Origin of the sequence: Marvinbryantia sp., from assembly GCF_047017445.1 — a bacterium.
GTDB lineage: Bacteria > Bacillota > Clostridia > Lachnospirales > Lachnospiraceae > Marvinbryantia.
The window spans coordinates 202650-224948 of record NZ_JBKXTT010000007.1; the positions used below are offsets into that span (position 1 = coordinate 202650).

Consider the following 22299-nt stretch of genomic DNA (forward strand, 5'->3'; position numbering starts at 1 on the left):
ATATGCTGCACAATCAAAAATGTCATAAAAATGTGTATTAAATGGATATTCTTGTTGACAGATGTGTAATAAGTGTGTATAATATATACATAAGGAGGTACACTAATGAAACGCAGGGATTTAATAAGGAAACTGGAAGAGGCAGGGTTTTCATTCAAGGAACATGGCGGGAATCATGACACGTACAAACGTGGAAGTGATACAGAACAGGTTCCGAGACATACTGAAATCAATGAGATTACGGCAAAGAAAATCCTAAGGAAATGGGGACTGAAATAGTCCCCCGGTTTCCCGGTTATATCTTATAGAAAGGAAGGATGGGAGAGATGAAACAGGTATATCCAACATTTATTGCAGAGCATGGCGGGGACTTTCTCGTATACGTTCCTGATATGGAAATTTATACGGAAGGGAAAGATATGGCGGATGCCATTGAAATGGCGCGCGATGCAATCGGTCTGAAAGGAATAGACATGGAGGACGACGGTATAAAGATTCCGCTTCCCTCCGGAAGGGAACAGGCGATTGCAAAAGCACGTGAAGATGCGGACATCTTTGATTATTCTGCCGGGGTTCTTACACTGGTAGATATTGATTTTTCTGAGTACCGCAGAAGAATGGATAATAAAACTGTCAGAAGAAATGTCACGCTGCCAAACTGGCTGAACGTGGAAGCTGAAAAAGCACATATTAATGTGTCGCGGGTACTACAGGAGGCACTGATGACAAAACTGGGGGTGTCAAGGTAAAAATAATTGAAAATCTGAAATAAAGATTTTAAGAGGGCGGATGAACCGCTCTCTTTTTATACACTTTTTTAGGAGGTGGTTACGGTGACAATCAACGGATGGGACATATCAGAAGCAGAAGCGGTGCAGTGGAACGTGACGCCGGGCTTCCACTCCATATCGAATGACAGTGAGTGGGTGCGCGGCAGCCCGATGCCGGTGCTCATAGGGAATACCACAGGATTCAAGTCTATAAAGGTGACGCTGCTGGTAAAAGCGGACCGCGACCGGCAGGCTATCCTGCAGCGGTGCAGCCGGATCCTCTCACATCTGCTGGAACCGGCGGAGCTGGAGCTGGATGATTTCACGCATAAGTTTTACGGGATTCTGGCAAAGCATAGCCTGGAGGAAAACTCGCTGAACGTGCTGTTTGTGAAATTCAACCGCGCGGCGAAGCTGACACTGGAGTTTTCCTGTTACGAATACGCAGACATGGTGACACAGACCTTCACAGGGCAGACACAGATCTCCGTCACAAATCCCGGGAACATCGTCACGCCGGTACGTGTGGAGATCACACCGCAGACAGGCGTAGCATCTACGGTGATCACTGGGCTATGCAGGGAAGCGGGTACCGGGAAAGACCTGCCGGTAACAATCGGGGAGCTAGTGACGGGAAAGAACGTCATCCTCGATGGGGAGACCGGCCTGTTTACGCAGGACGGGGAAGTAAAAAAAGAATTGGAGATCTGGGGGCTGCCTGCGCTGCTCCCGGGCATAAACACAATAACTGTAAACAATAGCTGGACGGACATCACGCTGAAGTACCGTCCGCGCTTTATGTAAAGGAGAAAATAAAATGCAGATGACTCTCGGAGAAGTAAACAGACATTTTTCGGACCTGGCAGGGTGTGGGGGACTTGTACTCCCGTCGAAGCTCAGTTATGCGCTTGCCTGCAACCTGGAAAAACTCCAGAAAGAAGCGGAACACATCGACAAGGAGCGCGAAAAACTATGCAGACAGTATGCCGATAAGGATGGAGCCGGGAATGCTGTCATGGTGGACAGCGTGATCAAAGGAAAGAAAACGCGGGAATACCAGATATCCGAAGAAAACTGGAAAGCGTTTGAGGAGGAATACGGGGCGCTGCTGGACACGAAGATCGAGATCGATATCCGGAAAGCCAAAAGGGAAGAGGTGGAGCGCTGCGAACAGGCGGAGCGGTACAGCATCCCCACAGTGGCGCAGCTGCTGGCGCTCTCCTTCATGCTGGAGGAATAACAGAGGAGGGGATGCCCTGTGCTTAAGCTATTTGACAGGAACTACAATGCCATAGGGCATATCACAAAGTATAAGGACTGCAGGATAGAGAGCGATGTCTCCACCGGGGATAAGACGCTGTATTTCACATACCTCGCAAAGGATCCATCTCTGGAAAATGAGATGTACGTGCAGACAGAGGATGACGAGTACGTGATCAAGGAGGCGCCGGCAGACAGTAGCGCCTTCCCGCAGATCGTAGCGGTATTGAATCTGGAAGGGCTGCAGGCAAAAGCATGGCAGACTTTTTCTGTGACCGATACCACAGTCGATGAGGCGGCGCGCACCGCCCTTGCGGGGAGCGGTTGGACAGTCGGGTACTGCGACGTCACAAAACGCCGCAATGCCGGGATGATGCATGTCAACACATTGGGTGTGATCCAGAACCTGTGTAAGGCGTTTATGTGTGAGCCGGTCTATGATACAAAGGCAAAGACGGTATCCTTTTACACAAAGCGCGGGGAGGATAAGGGCGTATATTTTCTTTCCGGGCTGAATCTGAAACGACTAAAGAAGGAATCCGGCAGCCACGAGTTTTACACGCGCGTGATCCCGATCGGCGAGAACGGGCTGACGATCGAATCTGTCAACGACGGGAAAAAATATCTGGAAAACTTCCAGTACAGCAGCAAGGTGCTCGCGTACATTTGGAAGGACGAAAGCTACACGGATCCGCAGGCGCTGAAGGAAGATGCAGAACTGTGGCTGGAAGACCACGCAAAGCCAGAAGCGTCCTACCAGGCAGAGGTAAGGAACCTTGCCGCACAGAAGCCAGGATACTCCGTTCTGTCCTACAGTCTGGGCGATATGGTAAAGCTGGTTGACGAAGCCACCGGTACCATGGAAGAGCAGCGTATTGTGAAGATGGTGCACTACCCGGACAACCCGGATAAGGATACCTGCGAGATATCGAATACGGTGCTAACTTTTGAAGAGATGCAGGAGAGATACCAGGAAGCTGCCGCCGTCATAAACTTTACGGTTTCCGCAGACGGACGCTATACAGGCACTATCAATGTATCGGATATCCTGCACTTTGAAGAGGGGCTTGCCGGGAGCAGCACGATCGGAGGCATAAACAATAGCATTACCGACATCCAGGGCAAGCTTGCACTGACAGAGCTGACGGTCGGGGAGATCGAGGCGAACTATCTGAAAGCCGATGAAGCAGATTTAAAATATGCCACCATAGAAAGCCTGGATGCAACAAACATCCGGGTACATGACATCGAGGGTGATTACGCATCGTTCAAGTCACTGACGACGGATGAGTTTGCGTCCCACACAGCATTGATTGATAAGATATACAACGAGGAGCTGGTGACGGCAAAGGGCTGGATGCTGGAAGGGAGCATCGGCGACGCGCAGATATCGTCCTTAAATGCAAACAAGCTCCGGGCAGGTACCATTGATACCGCCATTGTTACCGTGGCGGGCACGGACGGGCGTATGCAGATCTCCGACAATACCATCCGGATTTCGGACGGCTCGCAGGTGCGGGTGCAAATCGGTAAGGACGCGTCGGATGACTATACGCTTGCTGTCTGGGATGCTGACGGGAATCTTATCTGGGATGCCCTCGGCGCTACGGAGAACACCATCCAGCGGAAAATCATCCGGGATAAAATGGTTGCCGAAGATGCTGCGATACAGGCTCTGAAGATTGACTTCCAGAGCTTTGATACGGCGCTGACGGACCAGGGCGTAACTATATCCGGGACCGTTGTGCAGGTGGGCAGTAAAACACTGAATGTGGCGCTGTCGGAGCAGACACAGGCATTGACAGAGCAGGGCGAGACGCTGACGGACCATGGGGCGAAAATCGCTGCAAATGAGAAGGCAATCTCGCTGCGTGTCACAAGCCAGGAATTTACGCAGTTTGCAGATGATGCGGACGCCAGGATTACGGATTCGCTGAACCGGCTGTCGACGGCGGAATCGTCAATAACTGCGCTGCAGGGGCAGATCGCACTGAAGGTGGAACAGAAGGATATCCAGACGGCGGTGAACAATATCCAGATCGGCGGTAGGAACCTGATTAAAAAAACAGCCTACAGCTACAGAAAAGACAATGGTGTGACGATATCCTACAATGATGATGGATACTTGACAGCAAAAGGAACGACTGCTGACGCAAGAAATGTTATAATCGTAAAACTGACCGATGCGGCGGGCTTATCCGGTAATTACACATTCAGCGTGGAGCGGGTTGCTGGAAGCGATGTGGTGTACAATCTGTCACTGTATCAGAATGGGATGGTTAAGAAGTCCATGCAAATAAAAGCAGGTGCGGATTCCATCACATTTGATGGGACTGGATATGACCTCGGATACATATCGATTGCCAACACCGCATCGGGACGAAGTATTGACCTGAAAGTGCGGTTCAAGCTGGAAAAAGGCAATAAAGTCACCGACTGGACGCCGGCACCGGAGGATGTGGACAACAAATTTGCCAGCTACAGCACCACCGCCCAGATGCAGTCCGCAATCGACCTTGCAAAAGACTCTATCACCACGGCAGTTTCGCAGACTTATGCGAAAAAATCAGAGGTCTCAACCGTATCCGGTAAAGTCTCATCGCTGGAAACGTGGAAGGCAGAAGCCAGCCAGAAGATTACAAAAGACGGCATCATTGCAACTGTAGGAAATTATTATGCGTACCAAAACGATCTGGCGGCGGCAGAGAACAGGATCACCACCGCAGAGTCGACGATCACCCAGCATACTGATCAGATCGCCCTGCGGGTTGAAAAATCCGGCATCATATCGGCGATTAACCAGACAGCAGAAAGTATAAAGATCTCAGCAGATAAGATCACGCTGGAGGGTGCTACCATCGCGGATTCCTTTACGGCTACCAACCTGCATATCACAGGTAACAGTACGTTTGACGGCACGCTAAATGGTGCAACCGGGAGCTTTTCGGGAAGTGTTACGGCTACAGATGGTTATATCGGAGATCTTCAGATTACCAGCGGATATTTACTTGGCGTGAATGGGAACGTGCAGACCATTGTCGGAACAGATTTTATTAGTATCGGCATCCCCAATAACGCCCATCGCTTTGTTGCTTCTTCGGATGGGACAGTAAATGCTTACAACATATACGCCAACGGCTTGATTGACGCAACCGGCAGTATCACGTCGGCGGGAAATATAAAAGCAGCATCCATGACTTCAACCGGCAGCCTGACCGCCGCATCCGCGACAGTAAGCGGCAGTTTGAAAGCAGCGTCTATGACCGTAACTGGCAGTCTGACAGCCGCCAGCGTCACCTTGAAGACCGGCGGGCTGCAGCTTCCGACACATACGGGTACAAGCTGGGCCAACAGCCCGACGTTCACAAAATGCATTGTAGCAACGCCGCACACCAATACATCATATTACCCAATTATCCGGCAGGACACGAAAAGCGGGAACATTTTTACACTGGGAGGATTCAGCACTGATAATGAGCGGTTTGGCATCTTCGGGTGCAAGAAAGGATGCCCGACGGGAACCTATGATTATGGCGCATTCCTCGACGTTACAAACGGGACTTATTATTTGGTAAGATGCAACGTGAATGTAACAGAGGGAGATGTGAGGATCAACGGAGGCCTTAGAGTCATCGAAAACTTTATAACAGACGGCAGCCTTACTGCTTCCGGGAAGATCTATACAAGCGATGCGATCGAGGTGGACGGCACCGTGCATCTGCACAATGTCTATACCTACCAGTCAACCGAGGCGGCCAATGTGAGGGTAGGGCTGACCGGACGTATTGCGAGGGCGTCCTCGTCATCTGTACGTTATAAAGACCTGGTATCCGTATTATCAACAGAGGATATAGAGCCGCTGTACGATATCCCGGTACACTGGTTTAAATACAAAGAGGGCTACATTGGCGTAGAAGATGAGCGCTACAGGAAAACCATCCCCGGCTTTATCGTCGAGGACTGGGAGGGTGTAATGCCGATCGCTATCGACCACAACCCGGACGGCAGCCCGGAAATGTGGAACAATAATATCGTTGTGCCGCTGATGTTTGAAATGATCAAAAACGAGCACAGGTGTAATACGGAGGTAAGGGACAGCCTGCAGGATTGTGACAGGCGCATTTACACGGCAGAATCCAGGATAGTATCCGCAGAGGACAGGATAGACGCCCTGCAGGACCAGCTTGCCGCGGCAAGGGATGAGATAAACGCCCTGCGCGCAAGGATAGCAGAGCAGGACGCCCTCATCGCAGGCCTTGGGGCGGCATAAAAAGGAGGTTTCTGCCGGAAGGCAGGGCATCATAAAAGTAAAAACACAACCCAAAGGAGGACAAAGACATGTTAAACAACCAGAAAAAGAGCATCACATTAACTGCAGAATCCGTTATCACGGTAACAGAGGGGGATACCACGAAACAGGTATCCGTGGAAGGGTACCGGTGTACAATCAGCTCCGAGAATCCGGAGGATATCAGCATCAGCCGTTACCCGCAGGGAACGGACGGGAAGAAACTGTACAAGGAGCACCGGGAGCAGTGCCGCGCGGACTATGCGGCATTCGAGGATGCGGCCTATGTGCTGCAGGATGAGATGATCGCCGCAGGCACAGAGTAATATCAGCACCCAAACGGAGGCAAGAAGATGGAAGCAGTACTGAAATTTACAGTCACAAACCAGGAAATCGCACGCACGGATGATTTTGCCATCGTGGAAGGCTCTGACAATTACCTCAGGGCACAGTTTACCTTTGAAACGCCGGACTGGGACGGGCTGGTAAAGAGCGGTGTATTTATTGACGAGGACGGGGAGGCGCATACCTCCCTCTGCACGGATGATATCTGCGATGTGCCGGTCTCGTGGCTCAAAGCCCAGAGGGGAGCAGTTGGCGTACTCGGCAGTGACGGCACCACAAAGATCACGACATCCGCCGCGCGGGTACGCATTCGGGAAAAAGGCTATACCGGGGACGGCGGTCTGGAGGAAGAGGCAGAGGGCTATTTCGACCAGATCATGGAGGCGTTTGTGCAGACGCGGAAAGAGACCACAGAAACGGCAGGACGCGCAGAAGGCGCAGAAAAGTCCGCGGAAGGCTGGGCGCACGGGCATGAGGATTTCCCGGAGCGCGCAGAGGATAACGCCATGTATTACGCAGACAGGGCGCGTGGGGCGGCAGAAGATGCGGCCGCAAGCCTTGCCGGGGCGGGAAAGTCTGCGGAAGACGCGGAAGCTGCGGCAATGCTGGCATCTGCGGACAGGAAGGAAACGGCTGCTTTAAAGGCGCAGGCACAGACAGCGGCGGAAAACGCACTCCTGTCAGAACAGGCTTCGGAAAAATCCAAGGCAGCCGCAGCACAGTCTGCGGCAGCTGCCGAGGCAGCAGAAGGGCAGGCAGAATTGTCTGCACAGCAGACGGAAGAGAGCAGGAACGCGACCGAGCAGGCAAAAGCAGTTGTCATGCAGACCGGGGAAGAGGTCGCAGAAGACAGAGCAGCTGTCAGACAGATGGCAGATAACTTTAAACTGCTCCGCCAGCAGGCGGTTGCCGATGTAAATAATGCCGGACAGACCCAGACGGAGCGCGTGGAGGAAGCGGGGACGCAGGCGGTGGAAGATACCAGCACCGCGAAGACACAGGCGCTGTCGGAGGTACAGGCGGCAGGAGCTGCGCAGGTATCAGCCGTACAGACAGCCGGATCCGCGCAGGTCTCTTTCATACAGATGGAAGGGGATACCCAGACAGAAAGAGTGCAGGCAGCCGCCGCGGAGATCGCTGCAGACCGGGAGCAGGTCAGCGAAAACCGATCCGGCATCAGGAGCCTGCAGGAAGAGCTTGCTGTATCGGCGCCGGGTATCATACAGAGTGCTTCGGGGGCAGACGTGGTACTGAAAGACAGTGCAGAAAAACCGTTTAAACATCTGGGCATTTACGGGCGTTCCACCCAGAAGACCACGGCGGGGGCGCAGTTATGGGATCCGGAAAATTCCCAGGACGGTTATATCGATACGGCAGGAAATATAAGAAGTACGGGTAATCCGGAACAGAACGAGCAGTATAACAATTATATCGATGTCTCTGGTGTGAGCCACATAGTGTATAGTATGCGGGCCGCTGCCGAAAACCACAGCTTATGGTTAGGTATCGGCTGTTATGATGCGGATATGACATTTATGAGACGGTTAGTATACCAGAGTGGCGAAAATGAGTCAACTGCATCGGGCGGCTGGGATTTGCAGGAAGGAATCCGGTATATACGTATTTCCTATAGGAAATATTCGGACGTTGCTCTGAGTGTCTGCAAAGGAAATGCTATTATTGACGAACCCTACACCGGAGGCAGGCCCTCACCGAACCCGGAATATCCACAGGAGATTGTGAGTGCGGGGGATAAGGGGAATATTAATGTGGATGTGACAGGGAAGAATCTGATCCCGTTCCCGTATGTGGATGGAAACAGAGTGATTAATGGTGTCACAATAACCGTGAATGACGATGGAACATTGTTGTATAACGGCACGGCATCATCGGGGGTAAACATTGTACTGTTTAAAGGGGAAATGATGCTGAAGCCTGGCGTCAGTTATGCCATGAGCGGCAATCATGCGTATGCACTGCTTAATGGGATTTCCGGAAACTATATGGCAGGTGGCATACCATATACTGCAAAAGAAGGAGATTACATATCGCAGATATGGGTATGGTTTGCATCCGGTACAGTTTTTGATAATGTACTGATTGAGCCGCAATTAGAAACTGGAACAATGGGCACCGCTTACGAGCCGCCCCGTGCGCCCCAAACCCTCACACTCTCCACACCCAACGGCCTCCCCGGCATCCCGGTAACATCCGGAGGAAACTACACCGATGGAAACGGGCAGCAGTGGGTATGTGATGAGGTGGATTTTGGACGCGGGGTGTATGTGCAGAGGGTATGCAGTACTGTTCTTGATAACTCTAAAAACTGGGTAGCGTCTTCCGGCAGATTCTACGCAGACTTACATGATGCAGACAAAACTCCCGGAAGGAAAGTGTTCTGTGATGCATATACCGGCATGAAGGATGCAAATCTCAAAAACAATCAAATCGGATTATATCAGGACAGATCGGAGAGATATCCCGGGCAGAACTGGATATATGTAAAAGATGATTCTGTGCAGAATGCAGATGAAATGAAAGCAAAATTAAAAGATAATCCGATTACTGTACAATATATTTTAGCGCAGCCCATTGAAAACCCGCTCTCCGCTGAAGACCTCGCCGCTTACCGCGCTCTCCATACCAACTATCCGACAACGGTGACCGGTAATGATGCGGGAGCATGGATGTCTGTCAGATACGTGGCAGATACGGAAAACTATATCGCACAGAACTACGTGCCAAAAGAATCCTACAGCGCGCTGGAGCAGCGCGTAGCCGCCCTGGAGCAGAACACGCTTAACAACATTTAAGGAGGACAACCATGTACGATATTATCAAAACCGTAATCAGTTCCGGCAGATACGAGCTGTCGGACATGCTCGGAAAGATCGATACCATCTGGCTGCAGGGAGGTCTGACGGAGGAGCAGAGAACCGAACTGGTGGAACTTGCCCGTCAGAACGCACTCCCGGAAAACAGTTATACATCCGTACAGAAACAGATCGACAGCATCTTTACAAACCTTGGAGAGATGGCAGCTGCCATCAGAGCCAACACGGACGCGATCACTACTCTGCAGGGCGGTACAGTCACCCCGCCTGTGAAGGAGGAATACCCGGAGTATATCCAGCCTACCGGCGCACATGACGCCTACAATACCGGCGATAGAATGACCTATACGGATGGCAGACGCTACGTCTGCCGGATGGATGGCTGCGTCTGGGACCCGGATACATATCCGGATGCGTGGGAGCTGGTGGAAGAGGAGACGGACCCGGAAGCAGAGACAGGAGCAGAGCCGGAAACAGAGCCGGCAGAATAGGAGGCATATGGATATAAGGGCGGGACCGCGAAGGTCTTTTTATTTTACTTAAATTCGCACCGGCACGCGCCGGGGAAAGGAATTCCGATGGAGATTCTGGAATATCTGCAGGCACACTGGACGGAGTGGCTGTTTACGCTCATTTCTGCGGCCTTGGGGCTTGGTTACCGGAGCGTGTCTGCGCGTTTAAAAATGGAGCAGAGGAAGAATACAGCGATTGCGGACGGCGTACAGTCTCTGCTCCGCGACAGTATTGTGGAAAACTACAATAAATATACAGACCGGGGTTATTGTCCGATCTACGCAAAGGAATCTATCAAAAAGGTATATACCGCATATCATAATTTAGGCGGCAATGATGTGGCAACGGAACTGTATCATAAACTTCTGGCGATGCCGGAAGAGAAAGAAGGGGTAAAACATGAGAGACTGGAAGAAATGGATTAAAGCGGCAGGAGTAAGGGCAGTAAAGACGGTGGCGCAGACCGCCGTGGCGACAATCGGCTCATCCGTGGCGATGGGAGAAGTAAACTGGGTATTGGTGGCATCCTCTTCGGCGCTGGCGGGGATCGTATCCCTTCTGACATCGGTGGGAGGACTGCCGGAGCTGGAAGAGTAGCAGAATATATTAATGTCAAGCATTTTTGAAAATGTCCCGAAAAAACTGAAACATTAGCACCGGTTTTCCGGTGCTGATTTCATATGGCTACGTGGCAGATGTCCTCTGGAAGCTTAGGGCTCTGCCCTAAGAACCCGCAAGGGACCTGTCCCTTGACCCATAATCGGGCCCTGCCCGAACCCGCCCCGCAGGGGGCAGGAGAAAGGGCATATATCCTTTCTCCTTAGAAACAGCGTTTTCCGTGAGGCTTATCTCAAGAGACTTTCGCGGCATAACGGGGCCCCAACCCCATTATTCCACGGTTCTCCTGACAACGCCTCCGCTCCCTGTTCCTTCCGCCTTTTTTCGGGCGATCTCCTCACGGATCAGCCGTTTTACGGCTCCCTGTTTTGACGGCTGTTCCCAAAACCAGCGGATGATATCAAGGTCTGTGCGGAGGTTCAGTTTTAAGTAAATTCCCTGTGTATGTTCTTTATCATATTTTTTCTGTGCTTTTGTATGCGCTTCGATGCAGTCGATCCAGTCCCTCATGTGATCTCTCCTTTCGGTAGGTATATACCTATCATCTTTTTCTGCTGCTTTTTATGCTGGAACGTCATCCATTAGATGGTGCTCCTGTGTCTTTACGAATTTCTGGAAAGTTTTGCTGCGCCAGGGATGGCTCATTGGCGGAATATAATGTCTTTTTGCTTTGGGCGGCTGATAGTCTGCATCCAGATCCCGGGATCTTTCCATATGTTCGGGGATCTCCTCCAGTGCATGGACATCCTTGTCATTGACACAGCAGAAAAGGCTTCCGTCAAAAGCCTGGATAACCATTATTTTTGTGCCTTTGCGGTAATGTACCTGTTTCCCTCTGGCGTCCAGCATCCGGTAATGGCGGTGCCGGAACTGGATCGCATGCCCGCAATCCACGGTCCGTTCTGTCAGGACAGCGAGAACCAGGTTGATTTTTTCATTTTCCGGTTGCGTTTCAAACACAGATTTGATACCATTAAGGGGAAGCGCGAACTTCTCATTGAATTCTTTTATGTATGAGTGGAGGAATTCATTGGCAGCATCTATGGTCGTGATCCCTGCTAATCGTAATTCGATTGGCAGGCGCGACTGTAGTGTCTGGTTGAGGCGTTCTACGCGGCCTTTGGCCTGCGGGACACTGCTGGATTCCAGCTGAACACCAAGCTGCTTGCAGGCATAAGCGAATTGGGTATAGGTATCCTCATCAAGAGATGGGGAGTTTTTCTTTTTATAGGTAAATACCGTACGGCGGTCTGTGAAGATCCTGTAAGGGATGCCGTAGGTGGTCAGGATCTGGTGGAATACGTGATAGTAGCCCTTTAAGGTTTCCTGCGTGTCAAACCAGGCTCCGGTGACCCGGCCGGTAGCATCGTCAATAGCCAGGTGGAGGTGCCATACCTGCCCGGGGATCCATTCATAGGGAGTTGCGTCCATCTGCTGCAGTTCCCCAAAATAAGCACATCTTGGACGTCTTGAATGAGCATCTTCAACCGCTACGAGATTGGTTTGGAGCACAGCGGCTTCTTTCAGGCTGCAGGCACTTTTCTTTTTATCCTGAAGCTCCTTTTCCATACGCTTTTTCTTGGCCTTTGTAACTTTCGGAGAAAGAATATATTTACTTTCCAGGATCTTAGCTACAGAAGAAGGTGAGACGCAGATGTGTTCATGGGCCTCAAGGAGTTCTGAATAATGCTGGAAATTAGCATCAAAATATTTTGTAAGGTAGAGATCGATGATGCGATTGCGGGTCTCGTCAGGGATGCTGGTGGACGGTTTACGTCCCCTATTGCCATGGATAAAGAAAGCCTTTCCTTCTTTGCGGTATCCAGCCAGCATACGGTTGATATGGCGTTTGGTGCAGCCAAGGGTGAGGGCAGCCCTGTCCTTATTCCCATCCGGGTGATCTGCCAGAGATTTGATCACTTCGTATTTTTTCTGTTCATCCATTGTAAGTATTACCTTTCTGATAATGATTTCCTCCAATCTAAAATAGATAGAGGATATTTTACCACATCCGGGACATTTTCATATGTGGTATACTAGGACATTATCATAAATGGCTTATAGAGCTGGAAGAGTAGCAGAATATATTAATTGAAAAACAGATAACGGTATGTTATATTTGAACCAGGACAACCGTGTTGCAGGGTGGCTGACCTCTATTCTTACATAGAATGGGGGTGGTGCTGATGAAACATTTTGATTTTAAAGACTTAATGTCTTTTGGAATGTTTATTCTGGCATTACTGACATTCATTTATTTGATTTGTCACTGATGTTTTAGGCATAGAAAAACCACCCTCTAAACTTTGACCGGTTTCAGGGTGGCAATTCTATTACCATTTTGTCGAGGTCAACCCCTTGTGGGCGGTTGTTCCCTGTATTTATAATATAACATCCGAGAACAGAATATTCAAGTAAAATTTCAGGGGACGGGAGACTGTCCTCTTTTTAATTCCCGAAAGAACCGGGAGAAGGGAGAAAACCATGAGAAAATATATTGGAACAAAAATCACTGAAGCAGAACCCATGACAAGAGGAGACTATAATGTGTTCAGAGGCTGGACGATTCCGGAAAATGAGAATCCGGATGACGAAGGCTATCTGCTGAGATACCCGGACGGATACATTTCCTGGAGTCCGAAGACGATATTTGAGAAAGCGTATCGGGAATGCGACAGTATGCCATTTGGTCTTGCAATTGAAGCTCTGAAGAAAGGGAGGAAAGTGGCACGTAAAGGCTGGAACGGTAAAAACCAGCACATCGAGCTTGCCACGAATATCAGTTATATGACTGTTGACGGGAATGTTTATAACTGCGGGCATGAAGCAATCGGGAACGAAGCTATTGCATTTGTTGGAACGTCGGGTATCCAGATGGGCTGGCTTGCTTCACAGGCAGACATGCTGGCAGAGGACTGGGTATTTGCAGAGTAGGGGCGGGCAACCGTCCTCTTTTTATGCTGCGAAAACGCAGCGGAAAGGAGCACATATGAATATCAGCAAAGAATATATCTCAAACCAGAATACATACGCGGAGAACAATCCGGTAAATATTGTTATCCATAACACAGACAATTTTAACAAAGGCGCTGACGCGAAAGCGCACGCAAAAGCCCAGCATGACGGCAATTTCCAGGGCATGTCGGCGCATCTCTACGTAGACGATAAGAGCGCAGAACTTGCGGCGCCGTATAGCCGCGGTACCTGGCATGTCGGAGTAAACTACGGCGGCAAGCTGTTCGGCACCGTGAACAACCGTAACAGCGTAGCGATCGAAATGTGCGTTAATGCCGGTTACAACTACGAGAAAGCGTTCCAGAACACCGTAGAAGTGACGAAGCAGCTCATGAAGGAATTAAACATTCCGGCAAGCCGGGTATACTCACACTATGACGTCTGTGCGAAAAACTGCCCATCGCAGATTCGGGCGCGCGGTGACTGGGAGCGCTTTAAGAAGCTGATCGGCGCGTTTGACGAGAACATCTCAGGTGTGCAGATCGGTGACAGTAATGTGGAGGCTATTGCGAAGGTGGTCTACGGCGAGGCTGGCGTGATCGCAAGCCGGAACGGATTCCTCGGTGTTGCGCAGTGTATCCATGATATGCTGGAGAACGGTGGATATGGAAAGACCATCACGGAAGTCATGCGGAAAAACTATTCTGCTTACGGATCCAAGGCGACATCCGATGCCGCGCGGCAGGCGGTCTATGATGTATTCAAAAAGGATGTGCGGCGTTTCACGGACGCAAAAATACTTCAGTTTCGGAGTTTTACGAACTACTCTGACGGAAACGGGAAGATTGACAAAGACAAATGCGCAACACTGCTTGCAGAATACCAGTATCTCGGCAGTGACTCCAGCAGCAACAAATGGGGGCATCTGTACTTTGGACATAAAACGGACAAGCAGCCAGAACCGCTCAACAAACAGAACAGAGTGCAGTGCGGAAGCTTCAAGGAAAAGAAGAACGCCGAAAAGCTTGTTGCGCAGCTTAAAGCAGCTGGCTTTGATGCCATCATCAAGTCAGAGGATGGTCAGTACAAAGTACAGTGCGGCGCGTTTGATGTGCGGGCGAATGCGGAGAAACTGGTAAAGCGGCTGAAGGCAGCAGGGTTTGATGCAATCATTAAGAGTTGACAAAAGCGCGTGCACCATGTAAAATATATTTGTCTGGCAGGATAGATGCTTCCTGTCATGGTTCCGCCGGCTATCTGGCGGGCGCGGATTGAAATATTTACGGTTATTGTGTAGTGATGCAAAAAGGAAAGAGGGCTATTAAAGCCCTTTTTTCTATGCGTTCTTTCCATCGCCATAGCATTTGTAAAATGCATCCACGAGCTGGGCAGCCTCTTCGGGGGAGAGTTTATCGTAGATATTGCCGGGAATCCTTGCGAAATTTGCACGGAAAGTATCCCCGAATTCACCGATTCTACTGAATTTTTTCACCTGTTCCAGTTTGTACATTTCACCAGCCTCTTCCAGTGACATTTCTCCGGATTCAAGTGCATCGATCCCCTCATTCGTCAGAATGCCTTTGATAACTTCTTCTCCAACTTCTCCGATGCCATTGATAATCATAATCTTCCTCCTTATCTTCCGATATATTCTTTGTTTGCCGCGTCCACATCATCATATCTTTCGCAGACATATTCGTTTGTTACAAGGTCAACGTAACCGCATTTGTAGGAGCCTTTAAAACGTCCGTTTCCAGTAAAGCAGGAGATTGAGAGGTATTCTCTTTTAGTTTCGCCCTTCTCCCATGTTTTAGACTGCACCTCGCGGTCGATGCCGAGGTTGATATGATAATCATTATACATCATATCTTCAAGATTTACTTTCAGTTTTTCGATTAAGTTTTCTTCCATTTCTTTCGCTTCCTTCCATGCTTTTTTAAGACCAGAGGAAATTGTCATACCGGCTTTCTTAACCAGTTCCCATGCTCTTTTCATTATAGCCGATAAATTATATTTTTTCATTACTTTTTCCTCCGTTCCTTTGATGATTATATTATAAACCAATAATGGTTTAAAGTCAAGTAAAAAATAAACTTTTTTTGGATTATTTTTATTGACTTTTTCTCTCTCTGGAATTACAATAAAGAAAAGGGGGAATAGTGAAATGCTAACATATAAAATAGATGTAATAGAAGCGTTGAAAGAATCTGGCTACAATAGCACCAGGATACTGAAAGAAAATATACTTAGCCAATCAGCCATGCAGAAACTGAGAAAAGGCGAAATGATAGGCATTAAGACTTTGGGGCAGCTCTGTGAGTTGCTGGATATGCAGCCTGGCAATATAATTAAGTACGTCGATAATAAACCATAAAAAGTTTAAAATAAGCATTGACAATAAACCAAAAAAAGTTTATAATGTAATTGTCAAGAGGGAAACCGAGTGACAATAGCCGGGCAAGCGGGGAAAGGAGCAGAACATGAACGATATGAACATGACAGAAGTTGCGAGATTATTGTTAGGATTAAGAGCTGCAGGATGGACAGAAAAGGAAATCAATGATTTCATTCTTTTCATCGAGACGGGAGAAGAGCAGTATAAACCGAAACAAAAAGAAAGGGCTGAGTAATCAGCTAAGGGCAAACAGGGAGGGCGGGCTTGCCACCGCTCCCCGTCAAAAAAATTATAACAGAAAAAGACATATAAATCAAATAAAATTGAAGAGTGGTTGCCAAAAGCGGATTTTTATGCTATTTTAGAAGAAGCACAGGACAGAAAAACTATCCTGTGCTTTTTATATGGTACGGTGATACGGAGGACCAGACGGAGAGATCAGCGCCTCCATGCGCTACCTTTCCCAGCGTTATGCGATGCCGGACCGTCAGACAATGGGCGTTTTGACTGACATCGGAACGGAAGAGTCAGCACGTGCATGATGGAAGTGAAGGACGCGCTGCTTCTGAAAAAGAATACGAGGTCGGTATATGTGCTGCTTACGAAAGGGATGCGAGGTCAGTATACGTGCTGCTTACGAAAGGAATGCAGGGGCAGCGTACGTGCTGCTTCTGAAAAGGGATACAGGGTCAGCACACGCATTATTTCCGGAAAAAGACGTCCAGCTCGAAGGGCGGAGAGTACCAGCTTCCATTCGGACGGGATATTTCCGGCGCCTGAGAGGGGAGAGAGCAGCGTTCTTTTGTTATGCGTACCGGTCTTTCGCGGTGATAGATGATACGTTCAAAGATAGTTTTCAGATAGCGGTTTTTCAGTGCGGCGGAGATATCCGGATTTTTCAGGGCGGCGAGCGCGTCTGAAAATCGCAGAGATTTTCTGTCGTGATGGTTTTCCGTCGATACAGATTTCTGTGCGAGTGTAAGAGCAGTTTCTGTTTCCGAACGTTCTTTTTGAAGTTTATCCTTTAGTGTCTGAAAGATATGCTCCGGCATCTGTTTATCAGAATATGTTTCCCACAGGTGCAGCTCTTTTTTCTCCAGAGTATCAAGCTTATTTTCAAGGTGTTTGATAAGAGCTGTGTGGGTTTGACGGGAACTTTTCACCGGGGGATCTGCCTTTACTGTGAAATCTGCAATGCATTTTCTCATAATCTCACAGATGCAGTCTATCATCTCTTCATGGCGGACAGAGCCGCTGTGACAATGTGTCTGATCATCACAGATCAACCGCGGGGCGGAGCGGTCTTTGTACGTGTGCAGGGACATAGCGCGTCCGCAGCGGCAGAAGAGCAGGCTGGCGAGCGGATTGCGTACAGTGACATCTGACTTTGCGCGGGGATTCCTGCCGTGTTTTTTCTGCGCGGCTTCAAACAATTCATCCGAAATGATGGGGGTATGTTTTCCGTCAAAAGTCAGATATTGCTCAGATGTGGGACGCGTTTTAAGAACCTCCTGATTTTCTACGACATTTACGGTTTTGCGCCGGTTCCACCGAACTTTTCCGATATAGTGGACATTTTGAAGCATATCGCGAAGGGCGGCGGGAGACCAGTGAACGCCCTTCGGAGGGGCGATGCCGAGTGCATCAAGATAGTCTGCGATGCGCACAATTCCCATATCCTTATTCACGTAGAGGTCGAAAATCATGCGCACAACCTCCGCCTGGGCATTGTTTTCCGCCAGCGTGGGACATTTTTTCTTTTCGACGGTAACAAACACCTTATCGTACCCATAGGGTGGGATGGAGCCGATATAATTTCCTTCCTGAACGGAGGCTAACCGTCCGCGCGCCTGGATTTTCTTGAAATATTCCAGATATTCGTTGCCACGCTTTAGCTCGCGCTCGAAAATATCGCGGTCATATTCGTCCTGCAGGTCATACGTTTTCTGCGGTGTGATTACCTTCGTATTTGTGTAGCGCAATAGCTTGATGAGCCGTCCGGCGTCCTCAAGGTCGCCGCGGCTGAGACGCTGTACCTCCACCACCAGAACAGCTTTAATTCGCGTATCTTCGATGCTTTTTAAGAGCCGCAGCAGCTCCGGACGCCCGTCTATCGTCTCGGAGGAGGCAATTTCGCGAAAAATGTGATTCTCCGGGATTTTACCGGTGAGGTGCTTTTCGGCATAATCGCGCAGAATCCGCTCGTGCTTCTTAAGAACCTCCTCCACGGAAAGACAGGGGTCATCCGAGCGTGATTTGCGCAGGTATTCGAATATCTCGTCAGAATGAAAGTCGTGCCACATAAAAATCCCCGGCTGATTCGAAAGCTTACATTAGTTTATTTTTTTCTTTTGCAAGCTATGAATCATCCGGGAATTTTTATTCATCTTCGTCAAATTCCAGCACGGCGATATTGAAACGTCCGGTGTTCTTTATCTCTACCACCCGGCCGCGGTCCGTTTTCAGCCGCTCGCCGGCGCCGTATGGGCGGGACATTCCGATCGCGTGCTCGATCATGTAGCTGTACAGCCGCGTGGTCAGATATTCCTTGACTGTCACGATCTGCCCGACCGTCAGCATATCGCCGTTATCCTCTATAGAAAATTCCATCCGTCTCATAAAGCAACCTCCATTTCTGACTCCTGCAATGGCTCTATATTATCACAATTTGTCCGGGATTTCCATGTGATTTTTAAATGTGATCAGATGTATGTCCGGGAATAGTTATTGTTCACACCAGCCTCAAACACTTGCTGGTTAAGGCGTGAGAACATGATTCAGGTGTGAGCAAATCCCATTCGCGAAGCGAATTTTAAATGGATTTGTGAAAGTTACTGAGAACGGAGTGAACAGTAACTGGGAATATTTCCCTCTTTACTTTTCGAACATATGTTTTATAATATGATTAGAACAAATAAAAGGAGTCCACAAGGATGCGTACACAGCTAACCGATCCGTCCTATTTCCCGGAATCCATGACGGTCGTTCCGGTTATTGTATCTTTTGATAAATGCGGCAATATGATTCCTCTGTACATCGGCGTTCACGGGGAATCCTTTAAGGTGCTGTCAAGCTATCAGAGCAGCAGCCCGCGCTTCCAGGAATATAAGCAGTTTCAATGCCGCGTGGAGGATCATGGCGTTACCAGGCAGGTCGAGCTTACCTATCATCCCGGCGAGAGCTTCTGGACGATCCCAAAGCTTAAATGGTACCATTAAACTTTTTTAAATTTCCATTAAACTTTTTTAAATTTCCTGTTGCATTTTTCAGGCGGAGTGGTATAATGAATTATAGATTTTGGGGCATTAGCACAGCTGGGAGCGCGCCACGTTCGCAATGTGGAGGTCACGGGTTCGAATCCCGTATGCTCCAGGAGAGAGATCCGAACTCAGATGATGGGTTCGGATTTTTTTGCGATTATGGCTTTTATGAAGCTGCAGGAAGAAATTGGATGCAGTGCGGATGAAAAAAGGCAACTGGTACAATCCGTCAGACATAGGATGACAGGGGTGATATTGTGGAAGAAAACATAAAAATATTGCATCTGGAGAATTGCACTGCCAGAATCCATTATTCGGAGCTGACGGAGGAGGAATGCGAAAAGCAAATCGATCGTCTGAAGAGGGCGACAGCGGAATTTTTGCAGCAGGCGGAGACAGAGCTTATGCGGAAGCAGGAAGATTTACACGAGAAGAAAAGCGCTGATATCCATCAATGCTGAGCGGATGAACTGGCGCACTTTGAAATGGTTGCTACGATCATTCACCAGCTCACCAGAAACCTGTCGATGGAGGAGATTGAGAATTCCGGGCTTGGTCCGTATTATATCGATCACACCATTTCCATCTGGCCGCAGGCAGCGGGCGGCGTTCCTTTTAACGCCTGCGAATTCCAGGCGAAGGGCGATCCGATCACGGATCTGCATGAGAACATGGCGGCAGAGCAGAAGGCGCGCTCCACGTATGATAACATTCTGCGCGTCGTGCGCAACATGCCGGAGGTGGCGGACCCGATCCGATTCCTGCGTGCACGCGAGGTGGTGCATTACCAGAGATTCGGTGAAGCACTGCGCCTTGTGCAGGATAAGCTGGACAGCAGAAACTTCTATGCATTCAACTTAAGCTTCGATCAGCCGGCATCATGCCCGGACTGCGGGGATTGAATATGGAAAAGAAGCTGGCAGGAACACTGAGCTGTGATAATTTCAGCGGTATTTCCGGGAATATGGAGATGCTTTTGCACAGGATAAGGACGGGAAAGCCGGAGGCATACGCGATGATCTACGGGAAGCAAAAGACGGATTGCATCTGCGGAAATGTATTGTTTTATCCGCTCTGGGGCGGTACGCTTGTGACGGCGGAGATTGCCGGCCTTCCGGTGAAGGAAGGCGTCTGCGGTGGAAATTTTTTTGGATTTCATATCCATGAGGGAAGCGCCTGCAAAGGGACGGAGGAAGATCCGTTTGCGGATGTCGGTGGACATTTTAATCCGGGAAAGTGCAGTCATCCGTTTCATGCGGGCGACCTGCCGCCGCTTTTGGAAAATAACGGATATGCGCTGTCCGTCTTTTTTACCGATCGTTTCACGCCGGAGGAAGTCGTTGGCCGCACGGTGATCGTCCATGATATGCCGGATGATTTCCGGACGCAGCCTTCCGGGGATTCCGGTGCGAAAATGGCATGCGGGGAAATCAGAGAATACTAGAAAATGTAAAGCGGGGAGCGCTGTCGTCTAAGTCGGCGCTCCCATTTTTATAACGTTTTGTGTTTGGGCGAGGCGAAAAGAATGGGTATAAATATGGAAAATCAGCGGATAAGCTCCGGGATGCGGGACCGGACGGGAAAAGAGATATTCACGCATGATATCGTCAGTGCATATGAAATGAGCCAGCGGGAGTGGAGGGTGAATGAGGTGGTATTTGAATACGGCTGTTTTAAGCTGCGGCAGGAAAACCGGGTGGATGCATTTCTTTGCAGTTACCTGCCGGAGCATCTGGAGGTGATTCCGTAAAAGTTTCTGGAGGTGATTCCGTAAAAGTTTTCGTTGTATCTGCTGTCCGATTGTGCTAAAATTTACGGAAGAACAGAGAAATGGTTTTGGAAAAGTAAGGAGAGATCCATGGCAACAGCAAAGAAGAAAAAGGTGCGGAGCATGGCAAAATCAGCGGGAACCGCCGCGAAGCAGGTGTTTCATTATTACGATTACAATCTGCTGGCAAGTATCATTCTGCTGACCTGTTTTGGTCTGGTTATGTTATACAGTACAAGCGCATATTCGGCGCAGATTGACTTTGGCGACGGTATGTACTATTTTAAAAGGCAGGCGGCGATCAGTGCGGCGTGTTTTGTGGCAGTGCTGATCTTTTCACAGATTGATTATCATGTTTATGCGAAATTTGCCGGGCTGCTCTATGTGGTGGCGAATATCCTGCTATTTATCACAAAATTTGTAGGAACGGAAATCTACGGTGCAAAGCGCTGGATCTATATTGGTTCGCTTTCGATCCAGCCCGCCGAGATAGCCAAGCTTGCGGTTATCTTATTCCTGTCGGTGCTGATTGTTAAGATGGGGAAGAATATGAAAACCATGAAAGCGTTCTGGATCGTGCTTGGATGCGGCGCGCTTAGCTCAGCGCTCACGTTGTTTTTTACGGATAATCTCAGTACGGCGATCATTATTGCCGGAATTACGGTAGGGATGCTGTTTATTGTTTTCCCGAAGAAAACGCCGTTTATTGTCGGTGCAGTGATTGTGGCAGTGGGGGTAGTCGCCGTGATCATGTACGCGCAGACGCTGAGCGGAAGCGAAAATTTCCGTCTGCGCCGTGTTATTGCATGGCTTGATCCGGAGGCGAATTCCAGCCTTGGCGGTTATCAGATCATGCAGGGGCTTTACGCGATCGGTTCCGGGGGTGTGTTTGGAAAGGGGCTTGGAAACAGCCTGCAGAAGCTTGACTATGTTCCGGAAGCGCAGAACGATATGATCCTCACGATCATCTGCGAGGAGCTGGGAATTTTCGGTGCGGTGGTGCTGTCCATGCTGTTTGCTTTCATGCTGTACCGCCTGTTGTTTATCGCGCAGAACGCGCCAGATCTTCTGGGTTCGCTGATCGCGTCCGGTATCTTTATCCACATTGCGCTGCAGGTGGTGCTCAACATCGCCGTTGTCACAAACGCAATCCCGACGACGGGCATCACGCTGCCGTTCGTCAGCTATGGAGGCACGTCCATTGTGTTCCTGATGGCAGAGATGACGATGGCGCTGAGCGTATCAAAGCAGATTAAATTTAAAGATAACGACAGTGAGCCGGCATAAAGAACG

Annotated in this window: 25 protein-coding genes, 1 tRNA gene and 2 pseudogenes; 22 read left to right on the forward strand and 6 right to left on the reverse strand. The window is 49.4% G+C overall.

Features of this window, described 5'->3' with window-relative positions; genetic code table 11:
• Positions 1–105 precede the first annotated feature (105 nt).
• The 10 genes from ACLU9Q_RS10365 to ACLU9Q_RS10410 all read left to right on the forward strand — a co-directional run bounded on the left by ACLU9Q_RS10365 (position 106) and on the right by ACLU9Q_RS10410 (position 10607).
• Positions 106–279, forward strand: coding sequence for a type II toxin-antitoxin system HicA family toxin (locus ACLU9Q_RS10365; RefSeq protein ID WP_296840192.1), 174 nt, complete (start codon positions 106–108; stop codon positions 277–279).
• 47 nt (positions 280–326) lie between these two features.
• The gene (locus tag ACLU9Q_RS10370) at positions 327–749 is read left to right on the forward strand and encodes a type II toxin-antitoxin system HicB family antitoxin (RefSeq protein ID WP_296840189.1); all 423 of its coding nucleotides are present in this window, start codon (positions 327–329) and stop codon (positions 747–749) included.
• A gap of 84 nt (positions 750–833) precedes the next feature.
• Positions 834–1574: a hypothetical protein gene (locus ACLU9Q_RS10375; RefSeq protein WP_296840188.1), complete on the forward strand. Its 741-nt coding sequence runs from the start codon at positions 834–836 to the stop codon at positions 1572–1574.
• A 13-nt stretch (positions 1575–1587) separates the two neighbouring features.
• Positions 1588–2010, forward strand: coding sequence for a hypothetical protein (locus ACLU9Q_RS10380; RefSeq protein WP_296840185.1), 423 nt, complete (start codon positions 1588–1590; stop codon positions 2008–2010).
• 18 nt (positions 2011–2028) lie between these two features.
• Positions 2029–6300 (forward strand): phage tail spike protein, encoded by a 4272-nt coding sequence (locus tag ACLU9Q_RS10385; protein ID WP_412625189.1) that lies wholly within the window; start codon positions 2029–2031, stop codon positions 6298–6300.
• A 68-nt stretch (positions 6301–6368) separates the two neighbouring features.
• Positions 6369–6644 (forward strand): hypothetical protein, encoded by a 276-nt coding sequence (locus tag ACLU9Q_RS10390; RefSeq protein WP_412625190.1) that lies wholly within the window; start codon positions 6369–6371, stop codon positions 6642–6644.
• Between the two features lie 27 nt (positions 6645–6671).
• Positions 6672–9476, forward strand: coding sequence for a hypothetical protein (locus ACLU9Q_RS10395; RefSeq protein WP_412625191.1), 2805 nt, complete (start codon positions 6672–6674; stop codon positions 9474–9476).
• Positions 9477–9487: 11 nt separating this feature from the next.
• Entirely contained in the window at positions 9488–9988 is a 501-nt protein-coding gene (locus tag ACLU9Q_RS10400; RefSeq protein ID WP_412625192.1) for a hypothetical protein, read from the forward strand.
• Positions 9989–10075: 87 nt separating this feature from the next.
• The gene (locus ACLU9Q_RS10405; protein ID WP_412625193.1) at positions 10076–10435 is read left to right on the forward strand and encodes a hypothetical protein; all 360 of its coding nucleotides are present in this window, start codon (positions 10076–10078) and stop codon (positions 10433–10435) included.
• On the forward strand, positions 10410–10607 hold the full coding sequence (locus tag ACLU9Q_RS10410) for a holin (protein WP_296928665.1): 198 nt from the start codon (positions 10410–10412) through the stop codon (positions 10605–10607). Before ACLU9Q_RS10405 ends, ACLU9Q_RS10410 begins: the two co-directional genes overlap by 26 nt.
• A 291-nt stretch (positions 10608–10898) precedes the next feature.
• Here the strand turns inward: ACLU9Q_RS10410 and ACLU9Q_RS10415 are convergent, their stop codons facing one another.
• Together ACLU9Q_RS10415 and ACLU9Q_RS10420 are read right to left on the reverse strand one after the other, a co-directional pair.
• Positions 10899–11138, reverse strand: coding sequence for a hypothetical protein (locus ACLU9Q_RS10415; RefSeq protein WP_412624486.1), 240 nt, complete (start codon positions 11136–11138; stop codon positions 10899–10901).
• Positions 11139–11189: 51 nt separating this feature from the next.
• Positions 11190–12572: an ISNCY family transposase gene (locus ACLU9Q_RS10420; RefSeq protein ID WP_412624485.1), complete on the reverse strand. Its 1383-nt coding sequence runs from the start codon at positions 12570–12572 to the stop codon at positions 11190–11192.
• 540 nt (positions 12573–13112) lie between these two features.
• On the opposite strand from ACLU9Q_RS10420, the gene ACLU9Q_RS10425 reads away from it, so the two are divergent.
• Positions 13113–13562, forward strand: coding sequence for a DUF2829 domain-containing protein (locus tag ACLU9Q_RS10425; protein ID WP_296928663.1), 450 nt, complete (start codon positions 13113–13115; stop codon positions 13560–13562).
• Positions 13563–13617: 55 nt separating this feature from the next.
• Positions 13618–14766, forward strand: coding sequence for an SPOR domain-containing protein (locus ACLU9Q_RS10430; RefSeq protein ID WP_296928661.1), 1149 nt, complete (start codon positions 13618–13620; stop codon positions 14764–14766).
• A 153-nt stretch (positions 14767–14919) separates the two neighbouring features.
• Here ACLU9Q_RS10430 and ACLU9Q_RS10435 read toward each other — a convergent pair whose 3' ends face one another.
• Together ACLU9Q_RS10435 and ACLU9Q_RS10440 are read right to left on the reverse strand one after the other, a co-directional pair.
• Positions 14920–15207 (reverse strand): hypothetical protein, encoded by a 288-nt coding sequence (locus tag ACLU9Q_RS10435; protein WP_296840895.1) that lies wholly within the window; start codon positions 15205–15207, stop codon positions 14920–14922.
• An 11-nt stretch (positions 15208–15218) separates the two neighbouring features.
• Positions 15219–15605: a hypothetical protein gene (locus ACLU9Q_RS10440; RefSeq protein WP_296840893.1), complete on the reverse strand. Its 387-nt coding sequence runs from the start codon at positions 15603–15605 to the stop codon at positions 15219–15221.
• 142 nt (positions 15606–15747) lie between these two features.
• Here ACLU9Q_RS10440 and ACLU9Q_RS10445 point away from each other — a divergent pair, with 142 nt between their 5' ends.
• The 3 genes and pseudogenes from ACLU9Q_RS10445 to ACLU9Q_RS10455 form a co-directional block, all read left to right on the forward strand.
• On the forward strand, positions 15748–15957 hold the full coding sequence (locus tag ACLU9Q_RS10445; protein ID WP_296840890.1) for a helix-turn-helix domain-containing protein: 210 nt from the start codon (positions 15748–15750) through the stop codon (positions 15955–15957).
• Positions 15958–16063: 106 nt separating this feature from the next.
• A complete protein-coding gene (locus tag ACLU9Q_RS10450) occupies positions 16064–16213 on the forward strand; it encodes a hypothetical protein (RefSeq protein ID WP_296840887.1) in 150 nt (49 codons plus the stop codon).
• A gap of 181 nt (positions 16214–16394) precedes the next feature.
• Positions 16395–16511 (forward strand): annotated as a pseudogene (locus tag ACLU9Q_RS10455) (manganese catalase family protein); the annotation flags it as partial.
• A 168-nt stretch (positions 16512–16679) separates the two neighbouring features.
• Here ACLU9Q_RS10455 and ACLU9Q_RS10460 read toward each other — a convergent pair.
• Both ACLU9Q_RS10460 and ACLU9Q_RS10465 read right to left on the reverse strand, forming a co-directional pair.
• Positions 16680–18281, reverse strand: a complete 1602-nt coding sequence (locus ACLU9Q_RS10460) for a recombinase family protein (protein ID WP_412625194.1) — start codon at positions 18279–18281, stop codon at positions 16680–16682.
• A 76-nt stretch (positions 18282–18357) separates the two neighbouring features.
• Positions 18358–18597: a hypothetical protein gene (locus ACLU9Q_RS10465; protein WP_296840880.1), complete on the reverse strand. Its 240-nt coding sequence runs from the start codon at positions 18595–18597 to the stop codon at positions 18358–18360.
• 314 nt (positions 18598–18911) lie between these two features.
• On the opposite strand from ACLU9Q_RS10465, the gene ACLU9Q_RS10470 reads away from it, so the two are divergent.
• The 7 genes and pseudogenes from ACLU9Q_RS10470 to ACLU9Q_RS10500 all read left to right on the forward strand — a co-directional run bounded on the left by ACLU9Q_RS10470 (position 18912) and on the right by ACLU9Q_RS10500 (position 22293).
• Positions 18912–19196, forward strand: coding sequence for a hypothetical protein (locus ACLU9Q_RS10470; protein ID WP_296831682.1), 285 nt, complete (start codon positions 18912–18914; stop codon positions 19194–19196).
• 81 nt (positions 19197–19277) lie between these two features.
• A tRNA-Ala gene (locus ACLU9Q_RS10475) sits at positions 19278–19350 on the forward strand.
• A 145-nt stretch (positions 19351–19495) separates the two neighbouring features.
• Positions 19496–19699: a hypothetical protein gene (locus ACLU9Q_RS10480; protein WP_296831683.1), complete on the forward strand. Its 204-nt coding sequence runs from the start codon at positions 19496–19498 to the stop codon at positions 19697–19699.
• 3 nt (positions 19700–19702) lie between these two features.
• A pseudogene (locus ACLU9Q_RS10485) lies at positions 19703–20140 on the forward strand (manganese catalase family protein); the annotation flags it as partial.
• A gap of 62 nt (positions 20141–20202) precedes the next feature.
• Positions 20203–20682, forward strand: coding sequence for a superoxide dismutase family protein (locus ACLU9Q_RS10490; RefSeq protein WP_412625203.1), 480 nt, complete (start codon positions 20203–20205; stop codon positions 20680–20682).
• Between the two features lie 81 nt (positions 20683–20763).
• A complete protein-coding gene (locus tag ACLU9Q_RS10495; RefSeq protein WP_412625196.1) occupies positions 20764–20988 on the forward strand; it encodes a hypothetical protein in 225 nt (74 codons plus the stop codon).
• A 108-nt stretch (positions 20989–21096) separates the two neighbouring features.
• Complete coding sequence (locus ACLU9Q_RS10500) at positions 21097–22293, forward strand: FtsW/RodA/SpoVE family cell cycle protein (protein WP_296831689.1); 1197 nt, start codon at positions 21097–21099, stop codon at positions 22291–22293.
• Positions 22294–22299: the final 6 nt, after the last annotated feature.

Coding starts and splice junctions, on each gene's coding strand:
- ACLU9Q_RS10440 (WP_296840893.1), bottom strand. CDS start 15,605: ATGAAAAAATATAATTTATCGGCTATAATGAAAAGAGCATGGGAACTG.
- ACLU9Q_RS10400 (WP_412625192.1), top strand. CDS start 9,488: ATGTACGATATTATCAAAACCGTAATCAGTTCCGGCAGATACGAGCTG.
- ACLU9Q_RS10380 (WP_296840185.1), top strand. CDS start 1,588: ATGCAGATGACTCTCGGAGAAGTAAACAGACATTTTTCGGACCTGGCA.
- ACLU9Q_RS10460 (WP_412625194.1), bottom strand. CDS start 18,281: ATGTGGCACGACTTTCATTCTGACGAGATATTCGAATACCTGCGCAAA.
- ACLU9Q_RS10470 (WP_296831682.1), top strand. CDS start 18,912: ATGCGTACACAGCTAACCGATCCGTCCTATTTCCCGGAATCCATGACG.
- ACLU9Q_RS10395 (WP_412625191.1), top strand. CDS start 6,672: ATGGAAGCAGTACTGAAATTTACAGTCACAAACCAGGAAATCGCACGC.
- ACLU9Q_RS10365 (WP_296840192.1), top strand. CDS start 106: ATGAAACGCAGGGATTTAATAAGGAAACTGGAAGAGGCAGGGTTTTCA.
- ACLU9Q_RS10465 (WP_296840880.1), bottom strand. CDS start 18,597: ATGAGACGGATGGAATTTTCTATAGAGGATAACGGCGATATGCTGACG.
- ACLU9Q_RS10450 (WP_296840887.1), top strand. CDS start 16,064: ATGAACGATATGAACATGACAGAAGTTGCGAGATTATTGTTAGGATTA.
- ACLU9Q_RS10435 (WP_296840895.1), bottom strand. CDS start 15,207: ATGATTATCAATGGCATCGGAGAAGTTGGAGAAGAAGTTATCAAAGGC.
- ACLU9Q_RS10415 (WP_412624486.1), bottom strand. CDS start 11,138: ATGAGGGACTGGATCGACTGCATCGAAGCGCATACAAAAGCACAGAAA.
- ACLU9Q_RS10405 (WP_412625193.1), top strand. CDS start 10,076: ATGGAGATTCTGGAATATCTGCAGGCACACTGGACGGAGTGGCTGTTT.
- ACLU9Q_RS10500 (WP_296831689.1), top strand. CDS start 21,097: ATGGCAACAGCAAAGAAGAAAAAGGTGCGGAGCATGGCAAAATCAGCG.
- ACLU9Q_RS10370 (WP_296840189.1), top strand. CDS start 327: ATGAAACAGGTATATCCAACATTTATTGCAGAGCATGGCGGGGACTTT.
- ACLU9Q_RS10445 (WP_296840890.1), top strand. CDS start 15,748: ATGCTAACATATAAAATAGATGTAATAGAAGCGTTGAAAGAATCTGGC.
- ACLU9Q_RS10495 (WP_412625196.1), top strand. CDS start 20,764: ATGGGTATAAATATGGAAAATCAGCGGATAAGCTCCGGGATGCGGGAC.
- ACLU9Q_RS10425 (WP_296928663.1), top strand. CDS start 13,113: ATGAGAAAATATATTGGAACAAAAATCACTGAAGCAGAACCCATGACA.
- ACLU9Q_RS10430 (WP_296928661.1), top strand. CDS start 13,618: ATGAATATCAGCAAAGAATATATCTCAAACCAGAATACATACGCGGAG.
- ACLU9Q_RS10410 (WP_296928665.1), top strand. CDS start 10,410: ATGAGAGACTGGAAGAAATGGATTAAAGCGGCAGGAGTAAGGGCAGTA.
- ACLU9Q_RS10420 (WP_412624485.1), bottom strand. CDS start 12,572: ATGGATGAACAGAAAAAATACGAAGTGATCAAATCTCTGGCAGATCAC.
- ACLU9Q_RS10490 (WP_412625203.1), top strand. CDS start 20,203: ATGGAGATGCTTTTGCACAGGATAAGGACGGGAAAGCCGGAGGCATAC.
- ACLU9Q_RS10390 (WP_412625190.1), top strand. CDS start 6,369: ATGTTAAACAACCAGAAAAAGAGCATCACATTAACTGCAGAATCCGTT.